This window comes from Sinomicrobium weinanense (genome assembly GCF_018863395.1).
GTDB classification, from domain to species: Bacteria; Bacteroidota; Bacteroidia; order Flavobacteriales; family Flavobacteriaceae; genus Sinomicrobium; species Sinomicrobium weinanense.
Window position 1 is genome coordinate 26,093 of sequence record NZ_JAHKRR010000001.1, and the last position, 23,327, is coordinate 49,419.

Consider the following 23,327-nt stretch of genomic DNA (forward strand, 5'->3'; position numbering starts at 1 on the left):
GATAATTTATAAAGGTTTTATTGAGTACTGAACTATGGCTGCCAAATACGTGGCAAAAACTTCGAATATATTGCTTTCCGGATTCAGGACCTGAAGACATATGACGTACGACTAATGCAATCCGGCTTTAATATTAAAGTCCTACGTCTTAAGTCCTGTAGTCTTAGATCCTTAATCAAGGCAGATTGTTTTTGAACTGTAGCTGTATCGATAAGTATAACTGTCCGTATAATTCTTCCATAAATAATTCTTCACTCTTTCTCCGTAAAACGAGACCACGGATTTTATTTCCGCATGACAAATATCATGGTTCAGGAGGGGATTTCACTTCAATTTTGCAGTGTAATAACATAAAGGATAAATCAATCCAATAAACATTTTAATCATGAATACCATAAAACTGTCCGGGATGAAAACTATTGTAGCAATGCTGAGTATGGTGCTGTTTTTTCAGGTTGCCACAGCCCAGGAATCTAAGGTCATCCCTTCCGAAAGCAAGGTGGTTGTTTTGGGGACTTCCAATATACACGACTGGGAACTTATGGCAGAATCTTTCCGTGGCAATGCCTCCTTTACCACGGAAAACAATCGACTGAAATCCGCAGACAACTTCTCTTTTACCGTGACTGTCGAAGGCCTCAAAAGCGGTAAGGGCGGGATGGACAAAAACACGTACAAGACCCTGAAAAGCCGGGAGTATGGGGAGATCACCTTTCAGTCGGCAGGGGCTGCTGAAATAGGGGAGATCACCGCAGGAAAATACCGTGTCGAAGTTCAGGGAGAACTTACCATTGCAGGCGTGCGCAAAAAAGTGCCGCTGACATTCACTGCAGTACCCGGTGACGGCATACGCCTGTCCGGCAAGACCGTGATCCGGATGACCGACTATAACATAGAGCCGCCCACTGCACTTCTCGGCACCATAAAGACCGGGGAGACGGTGACGGTAGATCTCAATATCACCTATAAATAACAAACCATTTTTTAATCTGACAAATAGCAATAATCATGAAAAAAACGATAACCATAGTATTATTTGCCCTGTTGTGCACATTCAGCATATCCGTAAGGGCGCAACACAGGAACCCGGACAATTACAGGAGTCCGGACAAGAACGGGATCAATGTTTTTGAAAGTCCCAAAGACACCGTATCCACTTTTGACGGTGTAAGAGTAAGGATAGGCGGGGCTTCCACACTTCAGTTCCAGGCACTGGACCACAGTAACAACGGAAATGTTGCTTTAAAGGAGATCGGGGACAATTTTAACCTGGCTACGGCCAACCTGGACCTCGATGTGGCCCTGTTCGACGGGGTGAGAATGCACCTGAGGACCTACCTTTCTTCCCGGCACCACCCGGAGCCCTATGTAAAAGGAGGGTATTTCCAGATAGACCGGCTGGATTTTATTAATCCCGGCTTCCTGGAGGACGTGATGAAATACGTTACCGTAAAAATAGGGCACATGGAAAGTAACTACGGCGATGCCCATTTTCGAAGAAGCGATAATGCCCAGGCCATTTACAACCCGTTCGTAGGCAACTATATCATGGATGCCTTTACCACCGAAGTGGGAGCCGAGATATATTACAGGAGAGCCGGATTTATCTCCATGCTGGGGGTGACCAACGGAAAGCTCAACCAGGCTGTGGACAACCCGGAAAAAACAAGCCCTTCCTTCCTGGCCAAACTCGGGTACGACAAACAGGTACAGGACGATCTGAGGCTGCGGCTTACAGGGTCCCTGTATCACACCGCCCATTCCTCAAGAACATACCTTTACGGCGGGGACCGGGCAGGATCCAGGTACTATTTCGTCATGGAAAACGAGGAAGCTACCTCCAAGGGTAATTTTACCTCCGGGCGATACGATCCGGGGCTTAATTCCGAACTGACCGCCGTAATGATAAACCCTTTTGTGAAATACAACGGACTGGAGTTCTTCGGAATGTACGAGAGGTCTTCCGGAAAGGCCCAGGGAGAAGCCGATACCCGGGTATGGAACCAGTACGGTGCCGAATTGCTGTACCGCTTTGGCGGAAGTGAAAAATTTTATATAGGCGGCAGGTATAACCTGGTCAGCGGGGAAGAGACCGTTACCTATAATGATGTGGACATCACCCGCTACCAGTTGGGCGCAGGATGGTTTATGACCAAAAATATCCTGGCCAAACTGGAATACGTCAACCAGACTTACGACGGTTTTGACACGACCAGCATTCTGAACGACGGTAAGTTCAACGGGCTTATGGTGGAAGCAGTGATCAGTTTTTAAACGAAAGTATTATACAGATAAGGAGGAGGCAAAAACTCCTCCTTATTAAAAATCAAAGATAATGGAAATGGTTTTCCGGTTCTGGTTCCTGCTGATAACGGTGCTGTTCCGCACAGGACTCCCTTCTCTGGAAGAGGCATGTACCATAGAAATAGAGCAGGGAAGCGAACTGTACCTGAAAGGATATGCCAACATCCGGGATTTCAACTGTGCATATACCCCCCGGCTACTGGAGAGGTCCGTTCCGGTCACTTTCCGGAGCGAAGGACGGAGAACCGTGTTCGGGAATGCCGTTATCCGGCTGGATACCCGGGGATTTGACTGCGGGGGAAAAGGGATTAACAAGGATTTTTACGAACTGTTGCAAACAGGTACCTATCCGCATATACGGTTGGAACTGAAAGAAACTGTAAAGGAAGCAGGAGAAGTAAAGGCCCTCATATCCATGGCCATTGCCGGGGTAGAGCGGGAGTATACGATACCCGTGGACCTCACCGGAGGCAAATCCTTCAGATGTTCCGGGACGCTGCGTCTGAATATTAACGATTTCGGGCTGGAACCCCCGAAGAAAATGCTGGGGCTGATCGTGGTCCGGGAAGACATTGAAATCTATTTTGACCTGGACCTCTGTGTACAGGATTGAACGTGGAAAACGGATAACGAAAACAGAGAAACTTTGCTTTGTTTATATTTTGTAAAAAACAGACCTGACAACTTAAAGAAACAATATAGAAAATGTTACACTACACGACTGCCGAAGAAGCTGTTGGCCTGGTATCTTCCGGGAACCGCGTGTTTTTCCAGGGAGCTGCCATGACGCCGAACCGTTTGATAACGGCCCTGTGTGCACGTCACGGGGAGCTGGAGGATATAGAGATCGTCCAGATGCATACGGAGGGGAAGGCCCTGTATACCACCGAACCTTATTGCAATACCTTCAGGGTAAACAGTTTTTTTGTAGGCGGCAACGTTCGCCGCGCCGTAAATTCACCTTATGGCGATTACATACCCGTATTCCTGAGTGAAATACACCTTTTTTTCCGGAGAAACCTCCTGCCGGTAGATGTGGCCTTCATACAGGTATCCCCGCCGGACAGGCACGGTTATTGTTCCCTGGGGACTTCGGTTGACATTACCCTGGCAGCCGTAGGTGCCGCCCGGAAGGTAGTGGCCCAGGTCAATCCCAATGTGCCCAAGACCCACGGAGACGGAATTATCCATGTCAGGAACATCGATGCAGCCATATATGTGGATGAGCCCATATACAGTACGGAACTTTCCGAACCCACGGTTGTGGAAAAGCAAATAGGCTATCACGTCGCCGGGCTGGTAGAGGACGGAGCCACGCTTCAGATGGGAATAGGGGGCATTCCCAACGGGGTGCTGGGCCAGCTGGGAGATCACAGACGACTGGGCGTACATACCGAAATGTTCTCCGACGGGATTTTGCCCCTGGTGGAAAAAGGAGTCATAACCGGGGAAGAAAAGAAGATAAAACGGGGGAAGCTGGTCACCTGTTTTGCCGTGGGTTCCCCGGAACTGTACCGTTTCCTGGACGATAATCCCATAGTACACTTCAAGGAAGCGTCGTATACCAATGACACGGCGATTATCCGCCGGAATCCCAGGGTAACCGCCATAAACAGCGCTATTGAGATAGACCTTACCGGCCAGGTATGTGCAGACAGTATCGGGGCCAGGCAATATTCCGGCGTTGGAGGTCAAATGGATTTTATACGGGGCGCTTCACTTTCGGAAGGAGGAAAGGCCATTATTGCCCTGCCGTCGGTTACGGTCAAGGGCATTTCCAAGATTGTCCCGTACCTGAAACAGGGCGCCGGGGTGACTACAACAAGGGCCCATGTACACTACGTAGCTACCGAAAACGGCGTGGTGGACCTCTTCGGGAAAAATCTGAAGGAAAGGGCCAAAGCCCTTATTTCCATAGCTCATCCCGACCATATAGAAGCCCTGGAACAGGCGGCTTATGAAAGGTTCGGAACCAATATGATAGCGATGTCGGGTAAAATATAGGCTTTACATGCGATATTTCTCCAAAACAGGAAAAACAGACCCGGGACAACCGTATGGTTGTTCGGGGCCATATGCTTAAAAGGCTTTCCGGGTAACAATTTTAATGCTATATTTGAAAACTACGGATAAAGGGATATTAAGGAAGGTAATACCGGTTGCGAATGCACGGATGCTCCGTAAACTATGGCATCCGGTCCGGAGCCGCCTAATCGTTTTTATCATGAAGTTTTTCCAGCAGGAAGAAGATATTTTCGGGATCCTTCTCGAAACCATTTCAGAGGGTATCCTGGTGGTGGACGGGAAAAAGAAGATCGTAGCCACCAATTCCCCGCTGGAAAGCATGTTCGGTTATGAAAAAGACGAGTTACCGGGTAAAAATATGGATATACTCATACCCGGTCAGTACCACCACAATCACAACGATCATTTTAAAAATTATTACGCCAAATCCAGCAAGCGTAAAATGGCGGCCGGGAGGAAACTGTGGGGCATCAAAAAGGACGGTACCGAGCTCCCGGTCGAAATAGGGCTTAACCCCTTTACCGTTTACGGCAGGAAATTCGTGGTGGCCCTGGTCATGGACGTTACCGTAAGCCGTGCCGCCGAAAACAAGATCAGGCAGCTCAATGAAGAACTGGAGGAAAAAGTAGAGATCAGGACACAGGAACTGAAAGACTCCGTCAACCAGTTGCAAAAAGAGGTGAAAAGAAGAATAGAAGCGGAGAACAAGATCAGGGACGCCCTGCAAAAAGAGAAGGAACTCAACGAATTAAAGACCAAGTTCCTCTCCATGGTCTCCCACGAATTCAAAACTCCCCTGAGCAGTATCCTGGTCTCTGAAACGCTTATCCGAAAATACACGGAAGCCGATCAGCAGGAAAAACGGGAAAAACACCTGGAGACCATAAAGAACAAGGTGCGTTATCTCAACAATATCCTGAACGATTTCCTTTCGGTGGAACGCATAGATTCCGGGAAGGAAAAGTATAAATTCGCTCCCTTCAATATCAGCAAGGTCTTTAACGAGGTTATTTATGATGCCAACATGCTGCTGAAGACCGGGCAACGGATCAATTTTCCGGAAGACATAGACAACTACATGTTGTGCCAGGATGAAAAGATCGTGGAACTGATCCTCTCCAATCTTGTGAGGAACGCCGTAAAATATTCCCCGGAACATACGATAATAGATATCGGGGTAGGACAGGAAGGAGCGATGTTCGTATTCCGGGTCAAAGATAGGGGGATAGGTATCCCGGAAGAAGACCAGAAGCATATTTTCAGCAGGTATTTCCGGGCCAGGAATGCCATTAACGACCAGGGGATGGGTATCGGGCTCAATATCGTGAAGAGCCACCTGGAAAACCTGGGCGGAGAGATCGATTTTGTCAGTGAAGAAGGAAAAGGAACCACTTTTACGGTAAAACTACCCAATCATGAAAAAGATTTTACTCATTGAAGACGATTCCGTATTGCGGGAAAGTACGTCGGAACTGCTGGAACTATCGGGTTACGGGGTTTTAACGGCACCCAACGAAAAAAAGGGCATGTCCCTGGCCCGTGAAGAAAAACCGGATATCATCGTTTGCGATATTATGATGCCCGAACTCGACGGGTATGGTGTGCTGGAAGCGCTTTCCGCTGATAAAAACACCGGGAAGATACCGTTTATCTTTCTCTCGGCAAAGACCGAACGAAAGGAAGTGCGGAAAGGGATGGACCTCGGCGCAGACGATTACCTGACCAAGCCCTTTGAAGAAACCGAACTCATAAGTGCCATAGAGAGCAGGCTGGCTAAAGTATCCCTCCTCGGGGAAGCCACTGAAGAACAAAAATCCCCCGAACCGGAAGACGATGACATCCGGAATATTAACGAACTCAAGAATTTTTTCCTGGACGAAGGGGAATGTTTCGGTTTTGAGAAAGGAGACGTTATCTATTCCGAAGGAAACCACTCCAACTATATTTTCCTGGTGGAAAGCGGTATGGTAAAAACACATCGTATAGAAGAATACGGCAAGGAACTGATAACAAGCATAAGCCGGGACGACGATTTCTTCGGCTATTATTCCTTTACACAGAATATTCCTTATAAAGAGTCGGCAACCGCCCTGAAGCAAACAACCCTTTACGGATTGCGGAAAGATGTTTTTGCGGAAATACTAAAAAACAACCACAAGCTAACCATAGAATTGGTAGAATTCCTTGCCGAGGACCTGTCCGGTGTCAGGGAACAGCTATTACAGATGGCCTACGGGTCGGTACGGAAAAAAACCGCAAATACCATACTGCGTTTTGTGGAAAAGCTACAGCGGCACGCCCGGAATGAGATCAGGATCTCCCGCAGCGACCTGGCCGGTGTAGCAGGTATAGCTCCCGAGAGTTTTATCCGTACCCTTTCAGAACTCAGGAAAGCAGGGCTTATTGCCATTGAAGGGCGAAATATCAAAGTGCTGGATATTGAGGGTTTGCAAAATATCGGTTAAAGGGTGTAGTTGGGGAGTTGGTTAGTTCGGAGTTGATTAGTTTTACTCCCCAACTCCCCAACTCCCCAACTCCCCAACTCCCCAACTCCCCAACTCCCCAACTCCCCAACTCCCGTTCATCACCCCCACCCGTTATTTTTTCTTCCTGTATAATTTTTGTCTGGTTAAGGGATGTTATCTGATGTCCCGGGTTGATATTTATCATATTTTGTTTTCTTTGGCAGGCATACTTTTGTTCCCATAAGAAGGAAGCAAAATGAAACCGACATGACTAAAATGATCCTTAGGCACACGGCAATGATTATTTTAGTCATCAAAGGTTACATCTGACCGATGAAAAGCAATAAAAATAAACCGATGAAAAATATCCTGATGCCTACGGATTTTTCGGAAAACTCGTGGAATGCCATTGAGTATGCGTTACTCTTGTTTAAAGAGTTTAAGTGCAGTTTTTATCTGCTTCATGTCACACAGCCCCATGTTTATGCTACAGCAGATGTACCTTTGGTCACTTTCCCCCGGGATATCGACCGGATACTTCAGACAGAAGCCCGGAAGGAACTGGAAAAAACACTGGCCAGGATCGAAGGGGAACACAGGAATCCCAATCACCGTTTTGAACTTTTGTCAGCGTACGATTTTTTTATCGATACCATGCGACAGGAGGTAGAAGATAAGAATATAGACCTGATAGTCATGGGAACCAAAGGAGCTTCCGGGCTAAAAGAGATGACAGTGGGGAGTAATACGGGCGATGTCATTACCAAAGTAAAGTGCCCGGTGCTGGCCGTTCCCGAAAATGTTGCTTTCCGTCCTCCCGAAGAGATCGCTTTTCCTACCGATTACACTTTGCAGTATTCCGCCAGGGTTTTGGATACTTTGACCTTTCTTGCCGAAATGTTCCAATTGGCAATCCGGGTGCTTCACGTGATCAGAAATGAGGAAGAGGGGTTGAGTGACACACAAAAAAGGAACAAGGAATTGCTCCGGGACTATTTGAGCGATAAAAAACACAGCTTTCACCAGTTGACCCATAAAAACCTGAACGAAGCGATACAATGCTTTACGGAAAGCCGGGACATTGACTGGATAGCCATGATGGCAAAAAAACTCAATTTTTCCCAGCAAATACTTTTCAGGCCCACGGTAGCAAAAATGAGTTATCACACCAGGATACCGTTTTTGGTATTGCATGAATAAAAGCCAAGACTGATTTTTATCATTTCAATTCACTTTTTCCAAAACTAAATTAGTGTCATAAATTGTTTAACATCAAAAATTTACAGTTATGTCACTTATCAAATTTAACAACAGGCTACCCTGGTCCGGTTCCGGCTTGTCCAGGTTTTTCGACATGGACGATTTTTTCAGGGATGGTTTCTTGGACAGGACCGTCCTGGAACAGCCGGCCTTAAACGTCAGGGAAAAGGAAGACGAATTCGAAATTGAACTGGCAGCCCCGGGCCTCTCCAAAAAGGATTTCCGGATTGCCGTAGAAAACGGCTACCTGAATATCAGTGCCGAAAAAGAAGAGTCGAAAGAAGAAAAAGATGAGAATTATACCCGTAAGGAGTTTAATTACAATTCTTTTAAGCGTTCGCTGTTACTTCCGGAAAACGTAAAGGAGGAAGAAGTCAAGGCCAGGTATGAAAACGGAATACTCAAACTCAATCTGGCCAAAAAAAAAGAGGCCAAAGCATCCCCTTCCAGGGCGATAGAGGTTCATTAAAGAGATTTTTGGAAACGGGGAGTTATTTAAAACTCCCTGTTTTTTCTAACTTTTAATAAAAGATAAAATGGCCCTGTACACCAACATTAAATATATGGAATGGAAGAGTGCGGAGGAGATGCACGAAGATGCCAGGCAATGGCTTTCCGAACTGGAGTTTGCACATACCGAATCACATTTTCTCGACGAATTGCTCGGCACCTATTTCATAAAATTGAGTACCGACCGGAACTATACACAAACCAAAGCACTTGTGGAAAGATTGTCCGCGTATAAAAAACAGATCTCCGGGCACATAAAACAGGCCAGGGATCATCAAAACGAACTGGTTGTGCTGCTGGATGGTATCGATCAGCCTTATGAAGAAAGGGAAGTAAAGACCGCTCATAAAAAACTACAGCAAAAGGCAGAACAGTTGACCCGTGATTTCAGGGAACTGAAAAAAGAGATATTTCACACGGTTTACGATATTATGAGAGAAAACAACCGGAAATACCTTATCGGGGGGAAGTACAGGAAATAAAGTTTCCGTAACGCCCCCTTTTTATAAAAATCAGAAATACCCGATTCATGAAAATCCTGTTCTACAGTGTCAGGGCTTTTGAAAAGCCCTATCTGCAAAATGCCGGTAATCATCACGATATTCAGGTGGTTTTTACGGAAGAATCCCTGGACCCGGATACCGCGGTCCTGGCATTGAATTTCGATGCGGTCTCCCTTTTCACCGGGGATGATGCTTCCGCGACCGTCCTGGAAATACTGAAGGAGATGGGCGTTAAGTATATAGCCCTGAGGTCTGCCGGGTATGATCATGTCAATTTAAGCGCCGCAGGACGTTTGGGACTGGAAGTAGCCAATGTACCCGACTATTCGCCCTATGCCATTGCAGAACACGCCGTTGCCCTTCTTCTTGCCCTGAACCGCAGGTTGACGGAATCGCATAAAAGGGTATCCGGTTTTAATTTCAACATCAACGGGCTGACCGGTTTTGATCTCCATGGAAAAACGGTGGGAATAATAGGCACGGGGCGTATAGGGAGCGTTATGACAAAGATCATGCACGGTTTCGGGTGTAAACTGCTGGGATATGATATTCATGAAAATGACGAATTACAGCAAAAATACGGTCTGCGGTATGCCACTTTAAGACAATTGTGTGCCGGGGCCGATATGATCTCCGTTCACGCACCTTTGAATAAAGACACATATCATCTGCTGGACAGGGAACTGTTCGGAATAATGCGAAAGGGAGTGACGATCATCAACACGGCAAGAGGGGCCATCATAAAGACGGAAGACCTGCTGGAGGCCCTTGAGAACAGCACAATAGGCGCATTGGGGATGGATGTGTACGAGCGGGAAAAAGAGGTCTTTTTTAAAGACTGCTCAAAAACGGGGATTGAAGATATGGCCTTAAAGAAACTGATCGGTATGCCCAATGTTTTAATTACTTCCCATCACGCTTTTCTTACCGCAGAGGCATTGACCAATATCGCGGATACGGTTTTTCAAAATGTACTTGACTGGCAACACGGAAAAAGTCCGGCAAGTAAAGTACCGTGATATTTACAGGCCGGATGAGCAATGTCATTTTATTTGTGTATACCCGGCATTAGCTTTAGCGGTGTATAAAAATAATCGCTGTGTTAAGACACTTACCTTTGTTTATTATACTTTCCCTGGTTGCGGAGGTCCTGGGTACCGTAGGAGAATCCGGGTCTTCCGTGTTTTTTGTCCCCATAGCCAATTACTTCCCGGATTTTCAATCCGTACTCGGTGTCACCGCCCTGTTTCACCTTGTCAGTAATGTTATCAAAACAGCTTTTTTCAGGAAAGGGATTGATAAGAAACTGGTCATAAACCTGGGGACCCCTGCCGTTATTTTTGTTACTGTCGGAGCCCATGAGAGCAAATTTATCGATACCGGGTTGCTTTCCCTGATCTTGGGAGCCTTTTTCATCGTGTTCAGTGCCTTGTTTTTGCTCATTAAAAAATTACAAGTAACCCCGACGACTAAAAATGCAATTGCCATATCTACATCCATCATGATGACTGACAAATATCATTTTATGCAGGTCCGTTCATACTTAAATTGGTACGGATTATTAACCTTAAAATTTAAAATCATGTCAGTCTTAAAAGTAGTAGAAATACTGGGAAATTCAGAAGAAAGCTGGGAAGATGCCGTTCAGCGGGTGGTAAATGAAGTGGCCAAAACCGTAAGGAATATCAGGTCGGTGTATATCCAGGATATGCAGGCCACTATCGAAGATAACCGCATTGCCGAGTACCGGGTTAATGCCAAGGTATGTTTTGAGGTTTTTGAAGAGTAAATGATCAAAAAAGACAAACTCGGAAAAGAACTTGTTAGTTAATATAAATAGGGTTTAGGTAATCTTTTCCCGTCATCATTTTTGGGTTTGTCTTGTTTTTTCTTTCCCGGTTTCCGGATCTTGCCCTTTCCTGTAAATATCTTTTAGGGTTATCCTTTCCCCGTTTTCATCCACAATATTTAAATCGTACCGAATGACAATACGGGTTCCGATGGGGGCGTGGTAATAGATATACCACATGTCGGCCTCCCTGGCACCTATACAGCCGTTGGAATAGGCTTTTTCCAGGGTTTCCGGATTGGTCGTAGGGTGGATCATCTGCCCGTTACGCACCCCGTTTATTTCGGTTTCTATCCATGGTATTCGGGGCATTACCGTAGTTTTGCCGTCATCCCTTCTGGTCAGGTAGAACCGCTTTCCGTTAACCGGGTTATAAAATACGGGATCCCTTGCATGCCTTACTATGGTTCCTTTACCGCTTACCGTCTGCAGGTTGGTAATGCGATTTCCCATGGCGAGATATCTTTTGGTGTTTTGCCCCACCCGTACGGGAAATGCGTACAGCAATACGGAGTCCCGGTAAATCCGGAGCTTGTATTCGGGAATATTGATGTCGATACGTGTGTTCTCAAAGGTGTTTAACAGCCGGGTTACGGTCGTGGAATCCGGGATCATGAGGGAATCACCGGCCCGTAGTACGATCATTTTCTTTTGGTCATACACAAAAGAGTCCCTGGCTATTTGACGGTAATAGTCCGTATTGGCCAGGGTGTCCATGATCCATGGATTTGTACGTACCAGCAAGTGTTCGGTAAGCGGATAATCGATTTCCGGAGCATGCCGGGACACCAGGGAGTCCATAAAGTCAAAATAATCCCCGACGGGGACATCGCGGGAAATGCATATCCGTTTTTCTGTTGAATCCTTTTCAACCGAATTATTGGCCATAGGTGTAGTTTCCCGGGGAAAATACACAGGATATCCCTGGGAAAGGACCAATGCACAAAATAACCATATTGCAGTCATAGCTTTGTTTTTTAATAGTAAAGTGTTCATTGCCCTATCCTTTTTACCGGACGGCAGAGACGTGGTTCAGCCTTCTTCCGCCGGATTCCCCAAACCACCACTTGGTGTTATAGGCCTTCCTGACCAGGCCGAACTTCTGGATGGCCTGTGTGTTCAGGTGGTTGACCATATCTTCTACGGAATCCGTAATAAAAAGCAACTCCAGGTCTTCCGGATTAATGCTTTCGTTCCTGGCCATCAACTGAATGTGTTCGTAGAGTTCCTTGTGATAGGCTTTCCCGAACAAAACCACCGGGAAATGATTTATCATTTTGGTCTGGATCAGGGTAAGGGCCTCGAACAGTTCGTCCAGTGTTCCTATACCGCCGGGCATGACGATAAAGGCGTAGGAATATTTTATCAGCAAAAATTTCCGGACAAAGAAATACGGGATATCGATCCATTTGTGCAAATAGGGGTTTGCTCCCTGTTCGTGGGGCAGGATAATATTGCATCCCACAGAATATCCCCCGTTTTCATACGCACCCTTGTTCGCAGCTTCCATAATACCGGGGCCACCGCCTGTCATTACGGTAAACCCCATTTTTGCGAGGGCCTTTCCTATTTCTTCCGCTTGTTTATAGTAGCGATTCTCCGGTTCAAAACGGGCAGAGCCGAAAACAGTGACACAGGGGCCTATAAAGTGCATTTTCCGGAAGGCGCGTATAAAATTATACTGCACCTTAATGGTGAAGAGCAACTCCTTTATACGATCTCTCGGGCCCTGCAGGAATGCTTTTTCTTCGCGGGTAAGGAAAGATTTTTGTGTCATTTTTGTTGTTCGTTACATGTATTTGGACAAAAAAGAGAAAAACCGCTTTTTCAGACCGGTATACAGATTTCGTTGTGTTTCCATTCTATCTCTCATTTCCTGGTGATACTTCAGGGCCACCCGGTCTATGGCATCTTCACGGGCCATAAACTGGCCGGCTATGCGAATTTCATGCCGCTCTATTTCCTCTTTGAGTTCTTCCATTTTCCCCTGGTGAAGGATAAACTGGTTCTGAAATTGTCCCATTTCCACCAGGACACCGGGATGGGTCCATTTTCTTTGTATCTCCTCCAGTCTGTTCTGAAAGGAATGGATCTCGTCCAGCCAGAAGAGGATTTCCTTTTCCCATAATTTGTGCTCAAAATGCAGGTCGGAATTATCGATGATCTGTTCCATGATTTAAGTATTAACGAAGCTAAAGTACCTGTATTCCGGGTGTTTCGGAATGATAAATATCAGTCGGCAGGGCATGATATTAATCATTTATGCAGTGTGGAACAGCGCATACCTTTGGATATATAATTGCTGATATATGCAAGGAATAAAAGGGATATCCGGAAAGGTAGCCGGTTTTTTCCGGTTAAGCGGGGAACTTTCCCATTTCGCAGGGCGTTATTTTGCCGAGGTGTGGAAACCGCCTTTCGAGATCAGGGAGCTGTTACACCAGTGCTATAACGTGGGGAACCGGTCGTTTCCGCTGGTGGGGGTCACCGGTTTTATCATCGGGCTGGTACTGACGCTGCAAACCCGTCCAACCCTGCAGGAATTCGGGGCGGTTTCCTGGATGCCGGCCATGGTGGGGATCTCCATCGTAAGGGAGATCGGCCCGGTGGTCATAGCCCTTATCTGTGCGGGCCGGGTGGCATCCGGTATCGGTGCGGAACTGGGGTCCATGCGGGTTACCGAACAGATAGACGCCATGGAAGTTTCAGGGACCAACCCGTTTAAATTCCTCGTGGCCACCAGGATTACCGCAACCACCCTGATGGTCCCCGTCCTGGTAATCTTCGGTGATGTGCTGGCACTGTACGGTTCTTTCCTCATAGAACACCTGAAGGGGAATGTATCTTTTCAACTCTATTTTAACCAGGTTTTTGATTCCCTGGAGTTCAGCGACCTTATCCCGGCTACGGTAAAAACCTTTTTTTTCGGGTTTGCCATAGGACTGGTAGGGTGTTTTAAAGGGTATTACTGCACCAGAGGTACGGTGGGGGTGGGGGCTGCGGCCAATACCGCCGTGGTGGCCGCTTCCATGCTTATTTTTATCCTGGATTTTATCGCGGTGCTGATCTCCGATATTTTCTATGAATTATGAATAAAGAAAATACCATAACGCCTGTATTTCCGGCCGGGGAAGCTGATGAGGTAATCATCCGGATAAAGGACCTCAGAAAGCGTTTCGGGGACAATCGTGTGCTCAACGGTTTTAACATGGAACTTCACCAGGGGGAGAACCTGGTCGTCATGGGGAAGTCGGGCTCGGGGAAGACCGTGATGATTAAATGCCTGGTGGGACTGATGCAGCCCGACAGCGGCAGTATAGAGGTCATGGGAAAGGATATAACAAAACTGGACAGGAAGGCGCTGGACCTGTTGCGGGCCGATATCGGTTTTCTCTTCCAGGGCAGTGCGCTTTACGATTCGATGACCGTCAGGGAAAACCTGGAATTTCCCCTGCGAAGGCATAAGGAAAGGTTTAAGGACCGGGCGGATACCGAAACCCTGGTACTGGAAGCCCTGAAGAACGTAGGGCTTTCGCATACCACGGAACTGATGCCGGCCGAGCTTTCCGGGGGAATGAAACGCCGCGTAGCGCTGGCGAGGACTTTAATTATGAATCCCAGGATCATCCTGTATGACGAACCCACCAGCGGTCTCGATCCCATAACAGCCAAAGAAATTATTGAGCTGATGCGGATCATCCAGGCCAGGTACCGTACTTCTGCACTCATTATTACACACGATGTGGATTGTGCCCGGGTCATATCGGACCGCATGATACTCCTGGTAGACGGTATTAATTATGCGGAGGGGACCTATAGCGAATTACAGCGGTCTGCAGATCCTCAGGTAAAAGCCTTTTTTAAATAAACGGAATCATGACAAAATCTTCGGAAAACATAAAACTGGGCATTTTTGTAATAGCAGGCATTCTTTTCCTGCTCATAGCTGCCTACCTGATCGGTAACAACCAGAACCTGTTTAGCAAAACCTTTACTGTTACTGCCGTTTTTTCCAATGTCAACGGCTTACAGAAGGGCAATAACGTACGCTTTTCCGGGATCGACGCAGGGACCGTAAAAGCCATTGAAATGGAGAACGATACCGCTATCCGAGTAGCCATGGCCATCGATGAAAAAATACAGGGGTACATTAAAAAAGATGCGGTGGCGACCATAGGTTCTGACGGACTTGTAGGCAATATGGTCGTTAACATTATCCCGGGGAAGAATGCGTCGGGGCATGTGAAGGACGGTGATGAAATACCGTCTTACAGCAGGATAGGAGCGGATGATATACTGAATACACTGAGTGTCACCAACGAAAATGCGGCATTGCTTACCGCCGATCTTTTAAAGGTAACCCACGCGCTCACCCAGGGAAAGGGAACCCTGGGAAGATTGCTGAACGATACCGTGATGGCCGCCGACCTCCGGCAGACCATAGCCGGTTTGAAACACGCCGGGAAGCGTGCCAATAGCGTGGTGGGTAAACTGGACCGTATACTGGAGGAAGTAAGTTTCGAAGAAAGTGTTGCGGGGGTACTGCTCAGCGATACCCTGGCCGCAGGAAGGATGAAAAACACCCTGGAACACCTGGAAAGTTCGGCGATCACGATCAACCACACGGTTAAGGACCTGGATGCCCTGGTCGCGGAGATCAGGTATGGCGAGGGTGCACTGCATTACCTGGCTACCGATACGGTTCTCGTCCGGCAACTGGAACAGACCATGCGGCATATAGAAGAAGGAACAGGCCGTTTTAACGAAAACATGGAAGCCCTGAAACACAATTTTTTGTTCCGGGGATATTTCCGGAAACTGGAAAGACAACGGGAAAAGAAGGGGGAATAATGCGACTTCGGTTTATATCAGACGGAAGAACCGCGGGTTAACTTAACTCCGGTCGGGTCCAAGCGCGAAAGGGCTATCAATGACATGTTTTAGTCCGTGGTTCTCTGTGAATACTCAGTGTAACTTTGTGTAATCACTATTTCTCAGGATACACAAAGGGTCCACAGAGCTTCACAAAGATTTTATAGCCAGGATATTGGATCTTGTCTGAAATCGGACTCAGGTAGAAATAAGTTCTTCCGGACTCCGCCGGGGGCGGGTCCGGAAGAATTTAGAGGAGTATAATACCGGAAATATTTTAATTGTTCCGGGCTATCAGGTCTCGCCGCTTGTCTGCAACAAACGGAATCCGTTTCAGGATGCGGGTCCTGGTCATCATGGGTATGAGTTTTGCCTCTTTTTCCCTTTTGTTGCTCTCCATGGTCAGCCTGGCCATAAGGTAACAGATGGTCGATTCCGCTCCCTGGTTTACATTGACACCATCTTTTTCAAGTCCGTCGTAACACCCCCCCGTAGCAGGGTTATACATGGTCTGGCTGAGGTGGTTTTTACCCAGGAACCAGTCAAATGCCCTGTTCATCATATCTTCATACTGGGCTATCCTGAAGGTCCTGTGAAAAATATCGAGTGTCTGTATGGTATAGGATACATCAATGGGCTGTTCTCCGTAGGGGTGGGGAACCGTGTCTTTGACGAGCCACCCCTTGTTGGAGATGACCTTGAACTCGCCGTTTGCAAACATTTTGGACAACAGGAAGTCGAGCGTTTCCACGGCGGTTCGTTTGCAGGCGAAGTCACCGGTGACCAGGTAGGTGTACAACAGGGCTTCGGGCAATATGCTGTTGGCATAGGTCATGTATTCTTCAAACCACTTCCAGTCTTTTACGGCGACCAGGTCGTAGCCGGAAATGAGGTTCCCGGCCAGTTTTTCTATTACGGGGACAACATCATCGTCTCCCGAGGCCGAATAGTAGAGGAACAGGCCTTTGATCGTAAAACCGATAGCCCTGGGTGCCATGATATTTTTTATCCACCGCGTACATTTTAGCAGGCAGGTAGTCGCTTTGTTTACTACAACCTCGGGAAGGTATTCCTTATGAGAGATAACACTCCCCAGGGCCCATACGGCACGTGCATTGGAATCCTCCAGGTTCACATAACTGTTCTTTATGTGTTCCCGGTTGTTTTCATCGATGTAATTTACGAAGGTCCCGCAGGGTTGCTGGCACCGTTCCACAAAGTCCAGGTACGTACGGATGTACCTGAGGTCGTCTTTATTACCATACAGCCTGAAGTGACTGCACAGGGCAATCAGGGCCCTCGCATTGTCATCGAGGGTGTAGCCCGAAGAAAGGTCGGGTTTATTCATTTTGGAAAACTGGATAATCCCGGTTGATGAGGTCATCCTTTTCAGGTGATCCAGTTTTACTTCGGGGTAATCAAAAGAGATCCTGCCGTGGTTATTGATATACCTGTTATAGGTGTTTACATGTTTTACGGCCACATTCTCCCAGGACGATTCCCTTGTTTTCAGGAACCCGGAAATCCCCATGGATATCCTTTTCGGGTAGTCTGCCAGCAACAGGTTGACCGCATCCGACAATTGTTCGGAATTTTCGATATCGATAAGAATACCGGCATCGGGCGTGAGCACTTCCCGGGTATGTGGTATGGAGGTGGCCACTATGGGACAGGCACAGCTCATGGCATAGGAAAAAGTACCGCTGACCGCCTGGTTGGGGTCCCGGGAAGTAAACAGGTAAATATCGGTGGCCTTCAGGTATTCCAGCAGTTCGTCGATGGCCAGGTAGCGATCTATAAAAAGCACGTGGCGATACAGCTTCAGGTCTTCTACCATACTTTCCAGGTAATCGCGGTATCCGTCGGTATGGTTCCTGATGTTGTTGGGGTGTGTTTTCCCGATGATGAGGTAAAGTACGGAAGGATGGTGTTTAACGATCCCGGGCAGGGCCCTTAAAGCCGTTTCTATGCTCTTTCCCGGGCCCAGCAGGCCGAAAGTAGAAAGGATAATCCGGTTTTCCATACGGTATTTTTTCCGGGTCTCCTCCGGAAGAGCATATTCCACGATATGAGTGCCGTGGGGAACATATTCGATAGCGGTACCGGTTATACCGTAATCTTTCTCCAGTATTCTTGCCGACTGTGCGGTCATGACAAATATCACCGAGGCACGATGGCCCAGCGTCTTTACAAGCTGTTTCAGTTCCGGGCCCGGATCGGGAATAACACTGTGAAAGGTAAAGGCCACAGGTTTTTGCAGGACTTCGAGGAAATCGAGGAGGTAACTGCCGTAATTTCCCCGGAACAGCCCGAATTCGTGTTGTATGTGGACCAGTTCCACAAAGGGGTCCTCGTTGATTTTCCGGGCTACACGGCTGTAGTCTTCCCTGATCTCCGGGTTCAGGACGTAGGGAGTTTCCGGTGCCGGTTTTCGTTCGGCGGTGATATTGCATACCACGCATTCCACATTTTCCCCGAAAGAACGGTGAACGGAAGTGATAAGGTCGTTTGTATAAGTGGCAATGCCGCACTGGGTAGGCGGGAAGGTCGTTACGAATACTATCCTGGATTTTGACGTCAATGTCTTCATGGTTCATTTACTTTTAAGTTTTTGCAATAAGCTGTTAATGTCTACCGAAGCTGCGGCGACCCGGCAATCGGCAGCGCCGTAATAGATGTAGAGTTCGTCCCCGAAGCGCGCCGTTCCCGTGGGAAAGACCACATTGTCAACCGTTCCTTTCTTTTCCCAGGGCAGGGTGGGCGAGAACAGGGGGGACCGCAGCCGCCCGATGACCTTTTTAGGGTTTTCCAGGTCCAGCAATACGGCACAGGCGTGGTAGATATATCCCTCACGGACGAATTGTGCGGAATGATAAATAACAAGCCAGCCCTCTTCGGTCTCTACGGGTGGGCAGCCCGCCCCGATATGACCGTTTTCGTGTTTGTACCTGGGATATAGTATAATGTGCTTTTTCAGGTTGGAAATATACCGGGCCCAGAATTCGGAAGTAAGCTCCGAAGGATCTTCGAAATACAGCAACTGAATGGAAGGGTATAACCGGTGAAGTACAGTGAGCTTTCCGTTGATCCGTTTCGGAAAGAATACGATGTTCTTGTCCCATACGTGAATGGTGCCCTTGACCAGGTTGGAGAGGTTATACCGCGTGAAAAAATTGTAAAACATCATGTGTGTGATATTTATTTTTCTGACGTTTTTTTTCATGAGGGCAGAACACTCTTCAAGAGTAAACCGGGGGGTGATGATCCCTTTCCTTTCGAAATGGCGAAGGTCCCGGGAGGTAGCATATGCCCCGAAGACATTAATACCGTCATAAGCGGTATAGGCCAGGTAATACGTATCATCTATTTTGGTGATGCGCGGATCTTCGGTACCCTGGAACTCATAGCTTTTTTCCGGGAAAAAAACAGGTGCCGGAGAACGTTCCACGATATTTAGCGGGCCGTGGAGCTTACAATAGCCCAGGCTCGAAAAATTGCCTTTTCTCACGGCCCTGTAAAACATGTGTACGGTATTGCCTTCCTTCACGATAGCCGGGTTAAAAACCCCTTCGTTCTCAAAACTGTTATCGGTTTTTTCCAGCAAGACCCCGTGTTTGGTTACTAAAGTCATTTTTTTGTCTACTATATTGTTAATTTTCAAGCCAAAATAGGATGTGCCAACGAGGTATAAAATGATTAAAATCATCAGCAGGGCAGGAGGCGGTTGATATTTATCATGGAAATCGGGGACAACAGTAACTAACTTTCGGAAATTCAGAAACAATACAAATTCAACAGACCCATGAAGAAAATTATCGTCCCTACGGATTTTTCGGAATGTTCCGAATACGCATTAAGGGCCGCGGCGGATATCGCCCGGGAAAAAGGGGCGGGGATCGTCCTGTTCCATATGGTAGGGGTGTCCGCAGCCGTCCTGGCCAAGGATGAATCGCAGGAATACGCGGAAGCCATGTACTATATGAAGCTGGCCCGGAAAAAATTTGACGGGTTGCTGTCCGAAGACTATTTAAAAGGGATAAGCACAGAGGAAGTGGTGCAGAACTACAAGGATTTTTCGGAAATAAACCAGGTAGCCAAGGAAAAAGGGGCAGATCTCATTGTCATGGGATCTCACGGTACCGGGGCAATATCAGGCCTGTTTGTAGGGTCCAACACGGAAAAGGTAGTGCGGAACTCGGACACCCCGGTACTGGTGCTTAAAAAACCGGTGAAAAAGTTTAAAATGGAAAAAGTGGTCTTTGCCTGCGATTTTGAACTGGAAAGCATTCATGTATACAGGAAGGCCATGCGTTTTTTTGATACTTTTCAAAGTGAGGTCAGCCTGGTTTATGTGAATCTCCCCGGAGAAGGGTTCAGGGATTCCGTGGAATTCGACGAAAAGGTCGAGGATTTTTTATACCATGCCGAGGGAAGTTTAAAGCACCGGGAAAAAGTACACTTCCGGAATGCCTATGCCAAAGAGGAAGGGATTTACGCTTTTGCCGAAAAGATCGGGGCCGACCTTATTGCCATCCCTACCCACGGAAGAAAAGGATTGTCGCATTTTTTCAGGGGCAGCCTGGCCGAAGATATGGCCAACCGCGCCCGGTTTCCCGTAATGACGTTTAAAATATACTGATTGTTTCGGGTGAAGAATAACCAGGGGAGATTTTATGGTGTCTGTAACCCTTTACCTTAAAAAATACGGGGTGACCAAAATAATGCTCAGGCGTTGAGAATGCGGGTCAGTAAATCATTTTTTTGTAAAATCCCCGAATGTCTCCACAACAGCTTTCCCCGTTTAAACAATATCAGCGTTGGTACCCCTCTTACATCATACCGGGCAGATAACGGCCGGTTTTTATCCACATTGACCTTAACGATCTGTACATGGTCTCCCACAAGATCTTTGACCTCCTTTAATACGGGGGCAAACACCTTACAGGGATTGCACCAATCCGCATAAAAATCCACAAGGACCGGCTTCTCCGAATTTATGAGGGTGTTAAAGTTGGCTTTCATAGGTTTTGTTATATTTTGTATATTTGTTTGTAATAGAATGTAAAAATATAGCAAGATATCGGTTATCTATATGACTTATGTCAGTGTTGAGGGTACTCTTCGTCCGTTAACTGAATTTAATATACTGTCCCGGGAATAAAAACTGTCTAATTTCAGGAAACCATGAAATTTTTCCAGCAGGAAGAAGATATATTCAGTATTCTTTTGGAAACCATTTCCGAAGGGATCCTGGTAGTGGACGGCAAAAAGAACATTGTGGCTATCAATTCCCCCCTGGAGGGCATGTTCGGGTATAAAGAGGACGAATTGCTGGGGAAAAGCATCGACATACTGATCCCCGATCACTACAAGCACAGCCACAACGAACATTTCAGGAACTATTATGCCAGGTCCAGCAAAAGGAAAATGGCTGCGGGACGGAACCTATGGGGTATACGGAAAGACGGGACCCAGCTGCCCGTGGAAATCGGTCTCAACCCGTTTACCATTTACGGTAAGAAGTTTATCATTGCCCTGGTGATGGACGTTAGCCTGAGCCGGGAGGCCGAAAACAAGATACGCCACCTCAATGAAGAGCTGGAAGAAAAGGTAAAGCTGCGTACCGGGGAGCTCCGGGAATCCGTAAAACAGCTCGAAAAGGAAATAAAACGGCGGAAAGATGCCGAAAACAAGATCAAGAATGCCTTGCAGAGGGAAAAGGAGCTCAATGACCTGAAGACCAAATTCCTGTCGCTGGTCTCCCACGAGTTTAAAACCCCCCTGAGCAATGTCCTGGTCTCTGCTACCCTGATCGGGAAATACACCGAGGCCGAACAACAGGAAAAAAGGGAAAAACACCTGGAGACCATAAAGAACAAGGTGCGTTACCTGAACAATATTTTAAATGATTTTCTGTCGGTAGAACGGATAGACTCGGGCAAGGTACAGTATAAATACGCCCCCTTTAACATCAGCCGCGTATTTAACGAGGTGATCTACGATGCCAATATGCTGCTAAAGACCGGGCAGAAGATCAATTTTCCGAAGGATGTGGATGATTATATCCTCTTCCAGGATGAAAAAATACTCGAGCTTATCCTGTCCAACCTGGTGCGGAACTCCATAAAGTATTCGCCCGAGCATGCAGTTATCGACATTGAAGTAAGACCAGGCCGGGAAATGTTTGTTTTTAGTGTCAGGGACCAGGGGATAGGCATCCCCGAAGAAGACCAGAAATATATTTTTACGCGCTACTTCCGGGCAAAAAACGCCCTGATAGACCAAGGTACCGGTATAGGGCTTAACATAGTAAAGAGTCACCTGGAAAACCTGGACGGGGAGATCAGTTTTGTCAGCGAAGAAGGAAAAGGAACAACATTTACAGTCAAACTACCTAACCATGAAAACGATTTTGCTCATTGAAGACGACCCCGTATTAAGGGAAAGCACGGCAGAATTGCTGGAGCTTTCGGGTTACAAGGTAATAACAGCACCCCATGGCAGAAAAGGAGTGACCCTGGCCAAAGAAAAACTCCCCGATATTATTGTGTGTGACATCATGATGCCCGAACTGGACGGGTATGGCGTGCTGGATGAATTGTCGGGCGATAAAAATACCCGGCAGATCCCCTTTATTTTCCTGTCGGCCAAGACCGAGCGCAGGGAGGTGCGTAAAGGGATGGACCTCGGGGCAGATGATTACCTGACCAAACCCTTTGAGGAAGCCGAACTTACCAGTGCCATAGAAAGCAGGCTGGCCAAAGTATCCATTCTGAAAGAAGTGGTTTCGGAGAACAACGCTTCCCGGGAACCCGAAGACGATATCCTGAATATCAACGAACTCAAGAATTTCTTTTTCGACGAGGGGGAATATCTTACTTTCGAAGAAGGCGATCTAATTTATTCGGAAGGCAATCACTCCAATTATATTTTCCTGATCGAAGAAGGAATGGTAAAGACCCACAGGATCGAGGAATACGGCAAGGAGCTGATTACCAGTATCAGTAAAGACGACGACTTTTTCGGTTATTATTCCTTTATCCAGAATACCCCCTATAAAGAATCGGCCACGGCATTGAAGAAGACAAACCTGTACGGGGTGCGGAAAGATACTTTTGCCGAAATACTCCGGAGCAACCATAAACTGGCCATAGAACTGGTGGAATTTCTTGCAGAAGACCTGGCAGGAGTTAAAGAACAATTGCTGCAAATGGCCTATGGCTCGGTACGAAAGAAGACGGCAAATACCATACACCGTTTTGTGGAGAAATTACAAAGGCGTACGGACGAAGGTATTAGGATCTCCCGTAACGACCTGGCCAGCGTGGCCGGGATCGCCCCGGAGAGCTTTATCCGAACCCTTTCCGAATTCAAAAAGGAGGGCCTTATAGCCATAGAAGGCCGGAACATTAAGGTGCTCAATATCGAAGGCCTGCAGAACATGAGCTGATTGATCTTAAAGTTAGGGGGAATGAGGTATTAAGTTATCGGGTTTATTCGTAAACCTGACGAACGGAATAACCGGATAATCGGGGAGGG

23 protein-coding genes are annotated in these 23,327 nt (G+C 47.2%); 17 read left to right on the plus strand and 6 right to left on the minus strand.

Features of this window, described 5'->3' with window-relative positions; genetic code table 11:
* Positions 1-385 precede the first annotated feature (385 nt).
* The 11 genes from KN811_RS00125 (at position 386) to KN811_RS21980 (ending at position 10,856) form a co-directional block, all read left to right on the plus strand.
* Entirely contained in the window at positions 386-973 is a 588-nt protein-coding gene (locus KN811_RS00125; protein ID WP_187967463.1) for a YceI family protein, read from the plus strand.
* A 35-nt stretch (positions 974-1,008) separates the two neighbouring features.
* Positions 1,009-2,274 carry a hypothetical protein gene (locus tag KN811_RS00130; RefSeq protein ID WP_187967464.1) on the plus strand — a complete coding sequence of 422 codons (1,266 nt, stop codon included), beginning with the start codon at positions 1,009-1,011 and terminating at the stop codon, positions 2,272-2,274.
* 61 nt (positions 2,275-2,335) lie between these two features.
* Positions 2,336-2,917 carry a YceI family protein gene (locus KN811_RS00135; protein ID WP_187967791.1) on the plus strand — a complete coding sequence of 194 codons (582 nt, stop codon included), beginning with the start codon at positions 2,336-2,338 and terminating at the stop codon, positions 2,915-2,917.
* 92 nt (positions 2,918-3,009) lie between these two features.
* On the plus strand, positions 3,010-4,308 hold the full coding sequence (locus KN811_RS00140; RefSeq protein ID WP_216334633.1) for an acetyl-CoA hydrolase/transferase family protein: 1,299 nt from the start codon (positions 3,010-3,012) through the stop codon (positions 4,306-4,308).
* A gap of 220 nt (positions 4,309-4,528) precedes the next feature.
* Positions 4,529-5,767, plus strand: a complete 1,239-nt coding sequence (locus tag KN811_RS00145; protein ID WP_187967771.1) for a PAS domain-containing sensor histidine kinase — start codon at positions 4,529-4,531, stop codon at positions 5,765-5,767.
* Positions 5,745-6,794, plus strand: a complete 1,050-nt coding sequence (locus KN811_RS00150) for a response regulator (RefSeq protein ID WP_187967772.1) — start codon at positions 5,745-5,747, stop codon at positions 6,792-6,794. Before KN811_RS00145 ends, KN811_RS00150 begins: the two co-directional genes overlap by 23 nt.
* Before the next feature lie 357 nt (positions 6,795-7,151).
* Entirely contained in the window at positions 7,152-7,994 is an 843-nt protein-coding gene (locus KN811_RS00155) for a universal stress protein (RefSeq protein ID WP_187964905.1), read from the plus strand.
* Between the two features lie 88 nt (positions 7,995-8,082).
* Positions 8,083-8,523, plus strand: coding sequence for an Hsp20/alpha crystallin family protein (locus tag KN811_RS00160; protein WP_187964906.1), 441 nt, complete (start codon positions 8,083-8,085; stop codon positions 8,521-8,523).
* Positions 8,524-8,590: 67 nt separating this feature from the next.
* Positions 8,591-9,046: a hypothetical protein gene (locus KN811_RS00165; protein ID WP_216334634.1), complete on the plus strand. Its 456-nt coding sequence runs from the start codon at positions 8,591-8,593 to the stop codon at positions 9,044-9,046.
* 47 nt (positions 9,047-9,093) lie between these two features.
* The gene (locus KN811_RS00170) at positions 9,094-10,086 is read left to right on the plus strand and encodes a 2-hydroxyacid dehydrogenase (protein ID WP_187964908.1); all 993 of its coding nucleotides are present in this window, start codon (positions 9,094-9,096) and stop codon (positions 10,084-10,086) included.
* Between the two features lie 80 nt (positions 10,087-10,166).
* Entirely contained in the window at positions 10,167-10,856 is a 690-nt protein-coding gene (locus KN811_RS21980; protein ID WP_345725273.1) for a TSUP family transporter, read from the plus strand.
* Positions 10,857-10,931: 75 nt separating this feature from the next.
* Here KN811_RS21980 and KN811_RS00185 read toward each other — a convergent pair whose 3' ends face one another.
* From KN811_RS00185 to KN811_RS00195, 3 genes are read right to left on the minus strand one after another with little or no spacing between them, the layout of a single operon-like run.
* Positions 10,932-11,882, minus strand: a complete 951-nt coding sequence (locus KN811_RS00185; RefSeq protein WP_247716376.1) for a L,D-transpeptidase — start codon at positions 11,880-11,882, stop codon at positions 10,932-10,934.
* A gap of 43 nt (positions 11,883-11,925) precedes the next feature.
* A complete protein-coding gene (locus KN811_RS00190; RefSeq protein WP_187964910.1) occupies positions 11,926-12,693 on the minus strand; it encodes an LOG family protein in 768 nt (255 codons plus the stop codon).
* Positions 12,694-12,705: 12 nt separating this feature from the next.
* On the minus strand, positions 12,706-13,089 hold the full coding sequence (locus KN811_RS00195) for a hypothetical protein (protein WP_223129365.1): 384 nt from the start codon (positions 13,087-13,089) through the stop codon (positions 12,706-12,708).
* Positions 13,090-13,225: 136 nt separating this feature from the next.
* Between KN811_RS00195 and KN811_RS00200 the strand changes: the two genes are divergently transcribed.
* The 3 genes from KN811_RS00200 to KN811_RS00210 are packed head-to-tail and all read left to right on the plus strand — an operon-like array spanning position 13,226 to position 15,767.
* On the plus strand, positions 13,226-14,008 hold the full coding sequence (locus KN811_RS00200) for an MlaE family ABC transporter permease (RefSeq protein ID WP_187964911.1): 783 nt from the start codon (positions 13,226-13,228) through the stop codon (positions 14,006-14,008).
* Positions 14,005-14,784, plus strand: coding sequence for an ABC transporter ATP-binding protein (locus tag KN811_RS00205; protein WP_187964912.1), 780 nt, complete (start codon positions 14,005-14,007; stop codon positions 14,782-14,784). Before KN811_RS00200 ends, KN811_RS00205 begins: the two co-directional genes overlap by 4 nt.
* 8 nt (positions 14,785-14,792) lie before the next feature.
* The gene (locus tag KN811_RS00210) at positions 14,793-15,767 is read left to right on the plus strand and encodes an MlaD family protein (protein WP_187964913.1); all 975 of its coding nucleotides are present in this window, start codon (positions 14,793-14,795) and stop codon (positions 15,765-15,767) included.
* A 298-nt stretch (positions 15,768-16,065) separates the two neighbouring features.
* Here KN811_RS00210 and KN811_RS00215 read toward each other — a convergent pair whose 3' ends face one another.
* On the minus strand, positions 16,066-18,378 hold the full coding sequence (locus tag KN811_RS00215; protein ID WP_187964914.1) for a glycosyltransferase: 2,313 nt from the start codon (positions 18,376-18,378) through the stop codon (positions 16,066-16,068).
* Positions 18,379-18,381: 3 nt separating this feature from the next.
* A complete protein-coding gene (locus tag KN811_RS00220; protein WP_187964915.1) occupies positions 18,382-19,419 on the minus strand; it encodes a glycoside hydrolase family 130 protein in 1,038 nt (345 codons plus the stop codon).
* A gap of 171 nt (positions 19,420-19,590) precedes the next feature.
* Here KN811_RS00220 and KN811_RS00225 point away from each other — a divergent pair, with 171 nt between their 5' ends.
* Positions 19,591-20,427, plus strand: coding sequence for a universal stress protein (locus tag KN811_RS00225; RefSeq protein ID WP_187964916.1), 837 nt, complete (start codon positions 19,591-19,593; stop codon positions 20,425-20,427).
* Positions 20,428-20,513: 86 nt separating this feature from the next.
* Here the strand turns inward: KN811_RS00225 and trxA are convergent, their stop codons facing one another.
* On the minus strand, positions 20,514-20,810 hold the full coding sequence (trxA, locus tag KN811_RS00230; protein ID WP_187964917.1) for a thioredoxin: 297 nt from the start codon (positions 20,808-20,810) through the stop codon (positions 20,514-20,516).
* A gap of 162 nt (positions 20,811-20,972) precedes the next feature.
* On the opposite strand from trxA, the gene KN811_RS00235 reads away from it, so the two are divergent.
* A complete protein-coding gene (locus tag KN811_RS00235) occupies positions 20,973-22,211 on the plus strand; it encodes a PAS domain-containing sensor histidine kinase (protein WP_187964918.1) in 1,239 nt (412 codons plus the stop codon).
* On the plus strand, positions 22,189-23,238 hold the full coding sequence (locus KN811_RS00240; RefSeq protein ID WP_187964919.1) for a response regulator: 1,050 nt from the start codon (positions 22,189-22,191) through the stop codon (positions 23,236-23,238). The genes KN811_RS00235 and KN811_RS00240 overlap by 23 nt, the downstream gene beginning before the upstream one ends.
* The last annotated feature ends 89 nt before the right edge of the window (positions 23,239-23,327 follow it).

What these genes read in the sequence shown, in the direction of transcription:
- KN811_RS00125 (WP_187967463.1), top strand. Translation starts at nt 386, where the DNA reads ATGAATACCATAAAACTGTCCGGGATGAAAACTATTGTAGCAATGCTG.
- KN811_RS00130 (WP_187967464.1), top strand. Translation starts at nt 1,009, where the DNA reads ATGAAAAAAACGATAACCATAGTATTATTTGCCCTGTTGTGCACATTC.
- KN811_RS00135 (WP_187967791.1), top strand. Translation starts at nt 2,336, where the DNA reads ATGGAAATGGTTTTCCGGTTCTGGTTCCTGCTGATAACGGTGCTGTTC.
- KN811_RS00140 (WP_216334633.1), top strand. Translation starts at nt 3,010, where the DNA reads ATGTTACACTACACGACTGCCGAAGAAGCTGTTGGCCTGGTATCTTCC.
- KN811_RS00145 (WP_187967771.1), top strand. Translation starts at nt 4,529, where the DNA reads ATGAAGTTTTTCCAGCAGGAAGAAGATATTTTCGGGATCCTTCTCGAA.
- KN811_RS00150 (WP_187967772.1), top strand. Translation starts at nt 5,745, where the DNA reads ATGAAAAAGATTTTACTCATTGAAGACGATTCCGTATTGCGGGAAAGT.
- KN811_RS00155 (WP_187964905.1), top strand. Translation starts at nt 7,152, where the DNA reads ATGAAAAATATCCTGATGCCTACGGATTTTTCGGAAAACTCGTGGAAT.
- KN811_RS00160 (WP_187964906.1), top strand. Translation starts at nt 8,083, where the DNA reads ATGTCACTTATCAAATTTAACAACAGGCTACCCTGGTCCGGTTCCGGC.
- KN811_RS00165 (WP_216334634.1), top strand. Translation starts at nt 8,591, where the DNA reads ATGGCCCTGTACACCAACATTAAATATATGGAATGGAAGAGTGCGGAG.
- KN811_RS00170 (WP_187964908.1), top strand. Translation starts at nt 9,094, where the DNA reads ATGAAAATCCTGTTCTACAGTGTCAGGGCTTTTGAAAAGCCCTATCTG.
- KN811_RS00185 (WP_247716376.1), bottom strand. Translation starts at nt 11,882, where the DNA reads ATGACTGCAATATGGTTATTTTGTGCATTGGTCCTTTCCCAGGGATAT.
- KN811_RS00190 (WP_187964910.1), bottom strand. Translation starts at nt 12,693, where the DNA reads ATGACACAAAAATCTTTCCTTACCCGCGAAGAAAAAGCATTCCTGCAG.
- KN811_RS00195 (WP_223129365.1), bottom strand. Translation starts at nt 13,089, where the DNA reads ATGGAACAGATCATCGATAATTCCGACCTGCATTTTGAGCACAAATTA.
- KN811_RS00200 (WP_187964911.1), top strand. Translation starts at nt 13,226, where the DNA reads ATGCAAGGAATAAAAGGGATATCCGGAAAGGTAGCCGGTTTTTTCCGG.
- KN811_RS00205 (WP_187964912.1), top strand. Translation starts at nt 14,005, where the DNA reads ATGAATAAAGAAAATACCATAACGCCTGTATTTCCGGCCGGGGAAGCT.
- KN811_RS00210 (WP_187964913.1), top strand. Translation starts at nt 14,793, where the DNA reads ATGACAAAATCTTCGGAAAACATAAAACTGGGCATTTTTGTAATAGCA.
- KN811_RS00215 (WP_187964914.1), bottom strand. Translation starts at nt 18,378, where the DNA reads ATGAAGACATTGACGTCAAAATCCAGGATAGTATTCGTAACGACCTTC.
- KN811_RS00220 (WP_187964915.1), bottom strand. Translation starts at nt 19,419, where the DNA reads ATGACTTTAGTAACCAAACACGGGGTCTTGCTGGAAAAAACCGATAAC.
- KN811_RS00225 (WP_187964916.1), top strand. Translation starts at nt 19,591, where the DNA reads ATGAAGAAAATTATCGTCCCTACGGATTTTTCGGAATGTTCCGAATAC.
- trxA (WP_187964917.1), bottom strand. Translation starts at nt 20,810, where the DNA reads ATGAAAGCCAACTTTAACACCCTCATAAATTCGGAGAAGCCGGTCCTT.
- KN811_RS00235 (WP_187964918.1), top strand. Translation starts at nt 20,973, where the DNA reads ATGAAATTTTTCCAGCAGGAAGAAGATATATTCAGTATTCTTTTGGAA.
- KN811_RS00240 (WP_187964919.1), top strand. Translation starts at nt 22,189, where the DNA reads ATGAAAACGATTTTGCTCATTGAAGACGACCCCGTATTAAGGGAAAGC.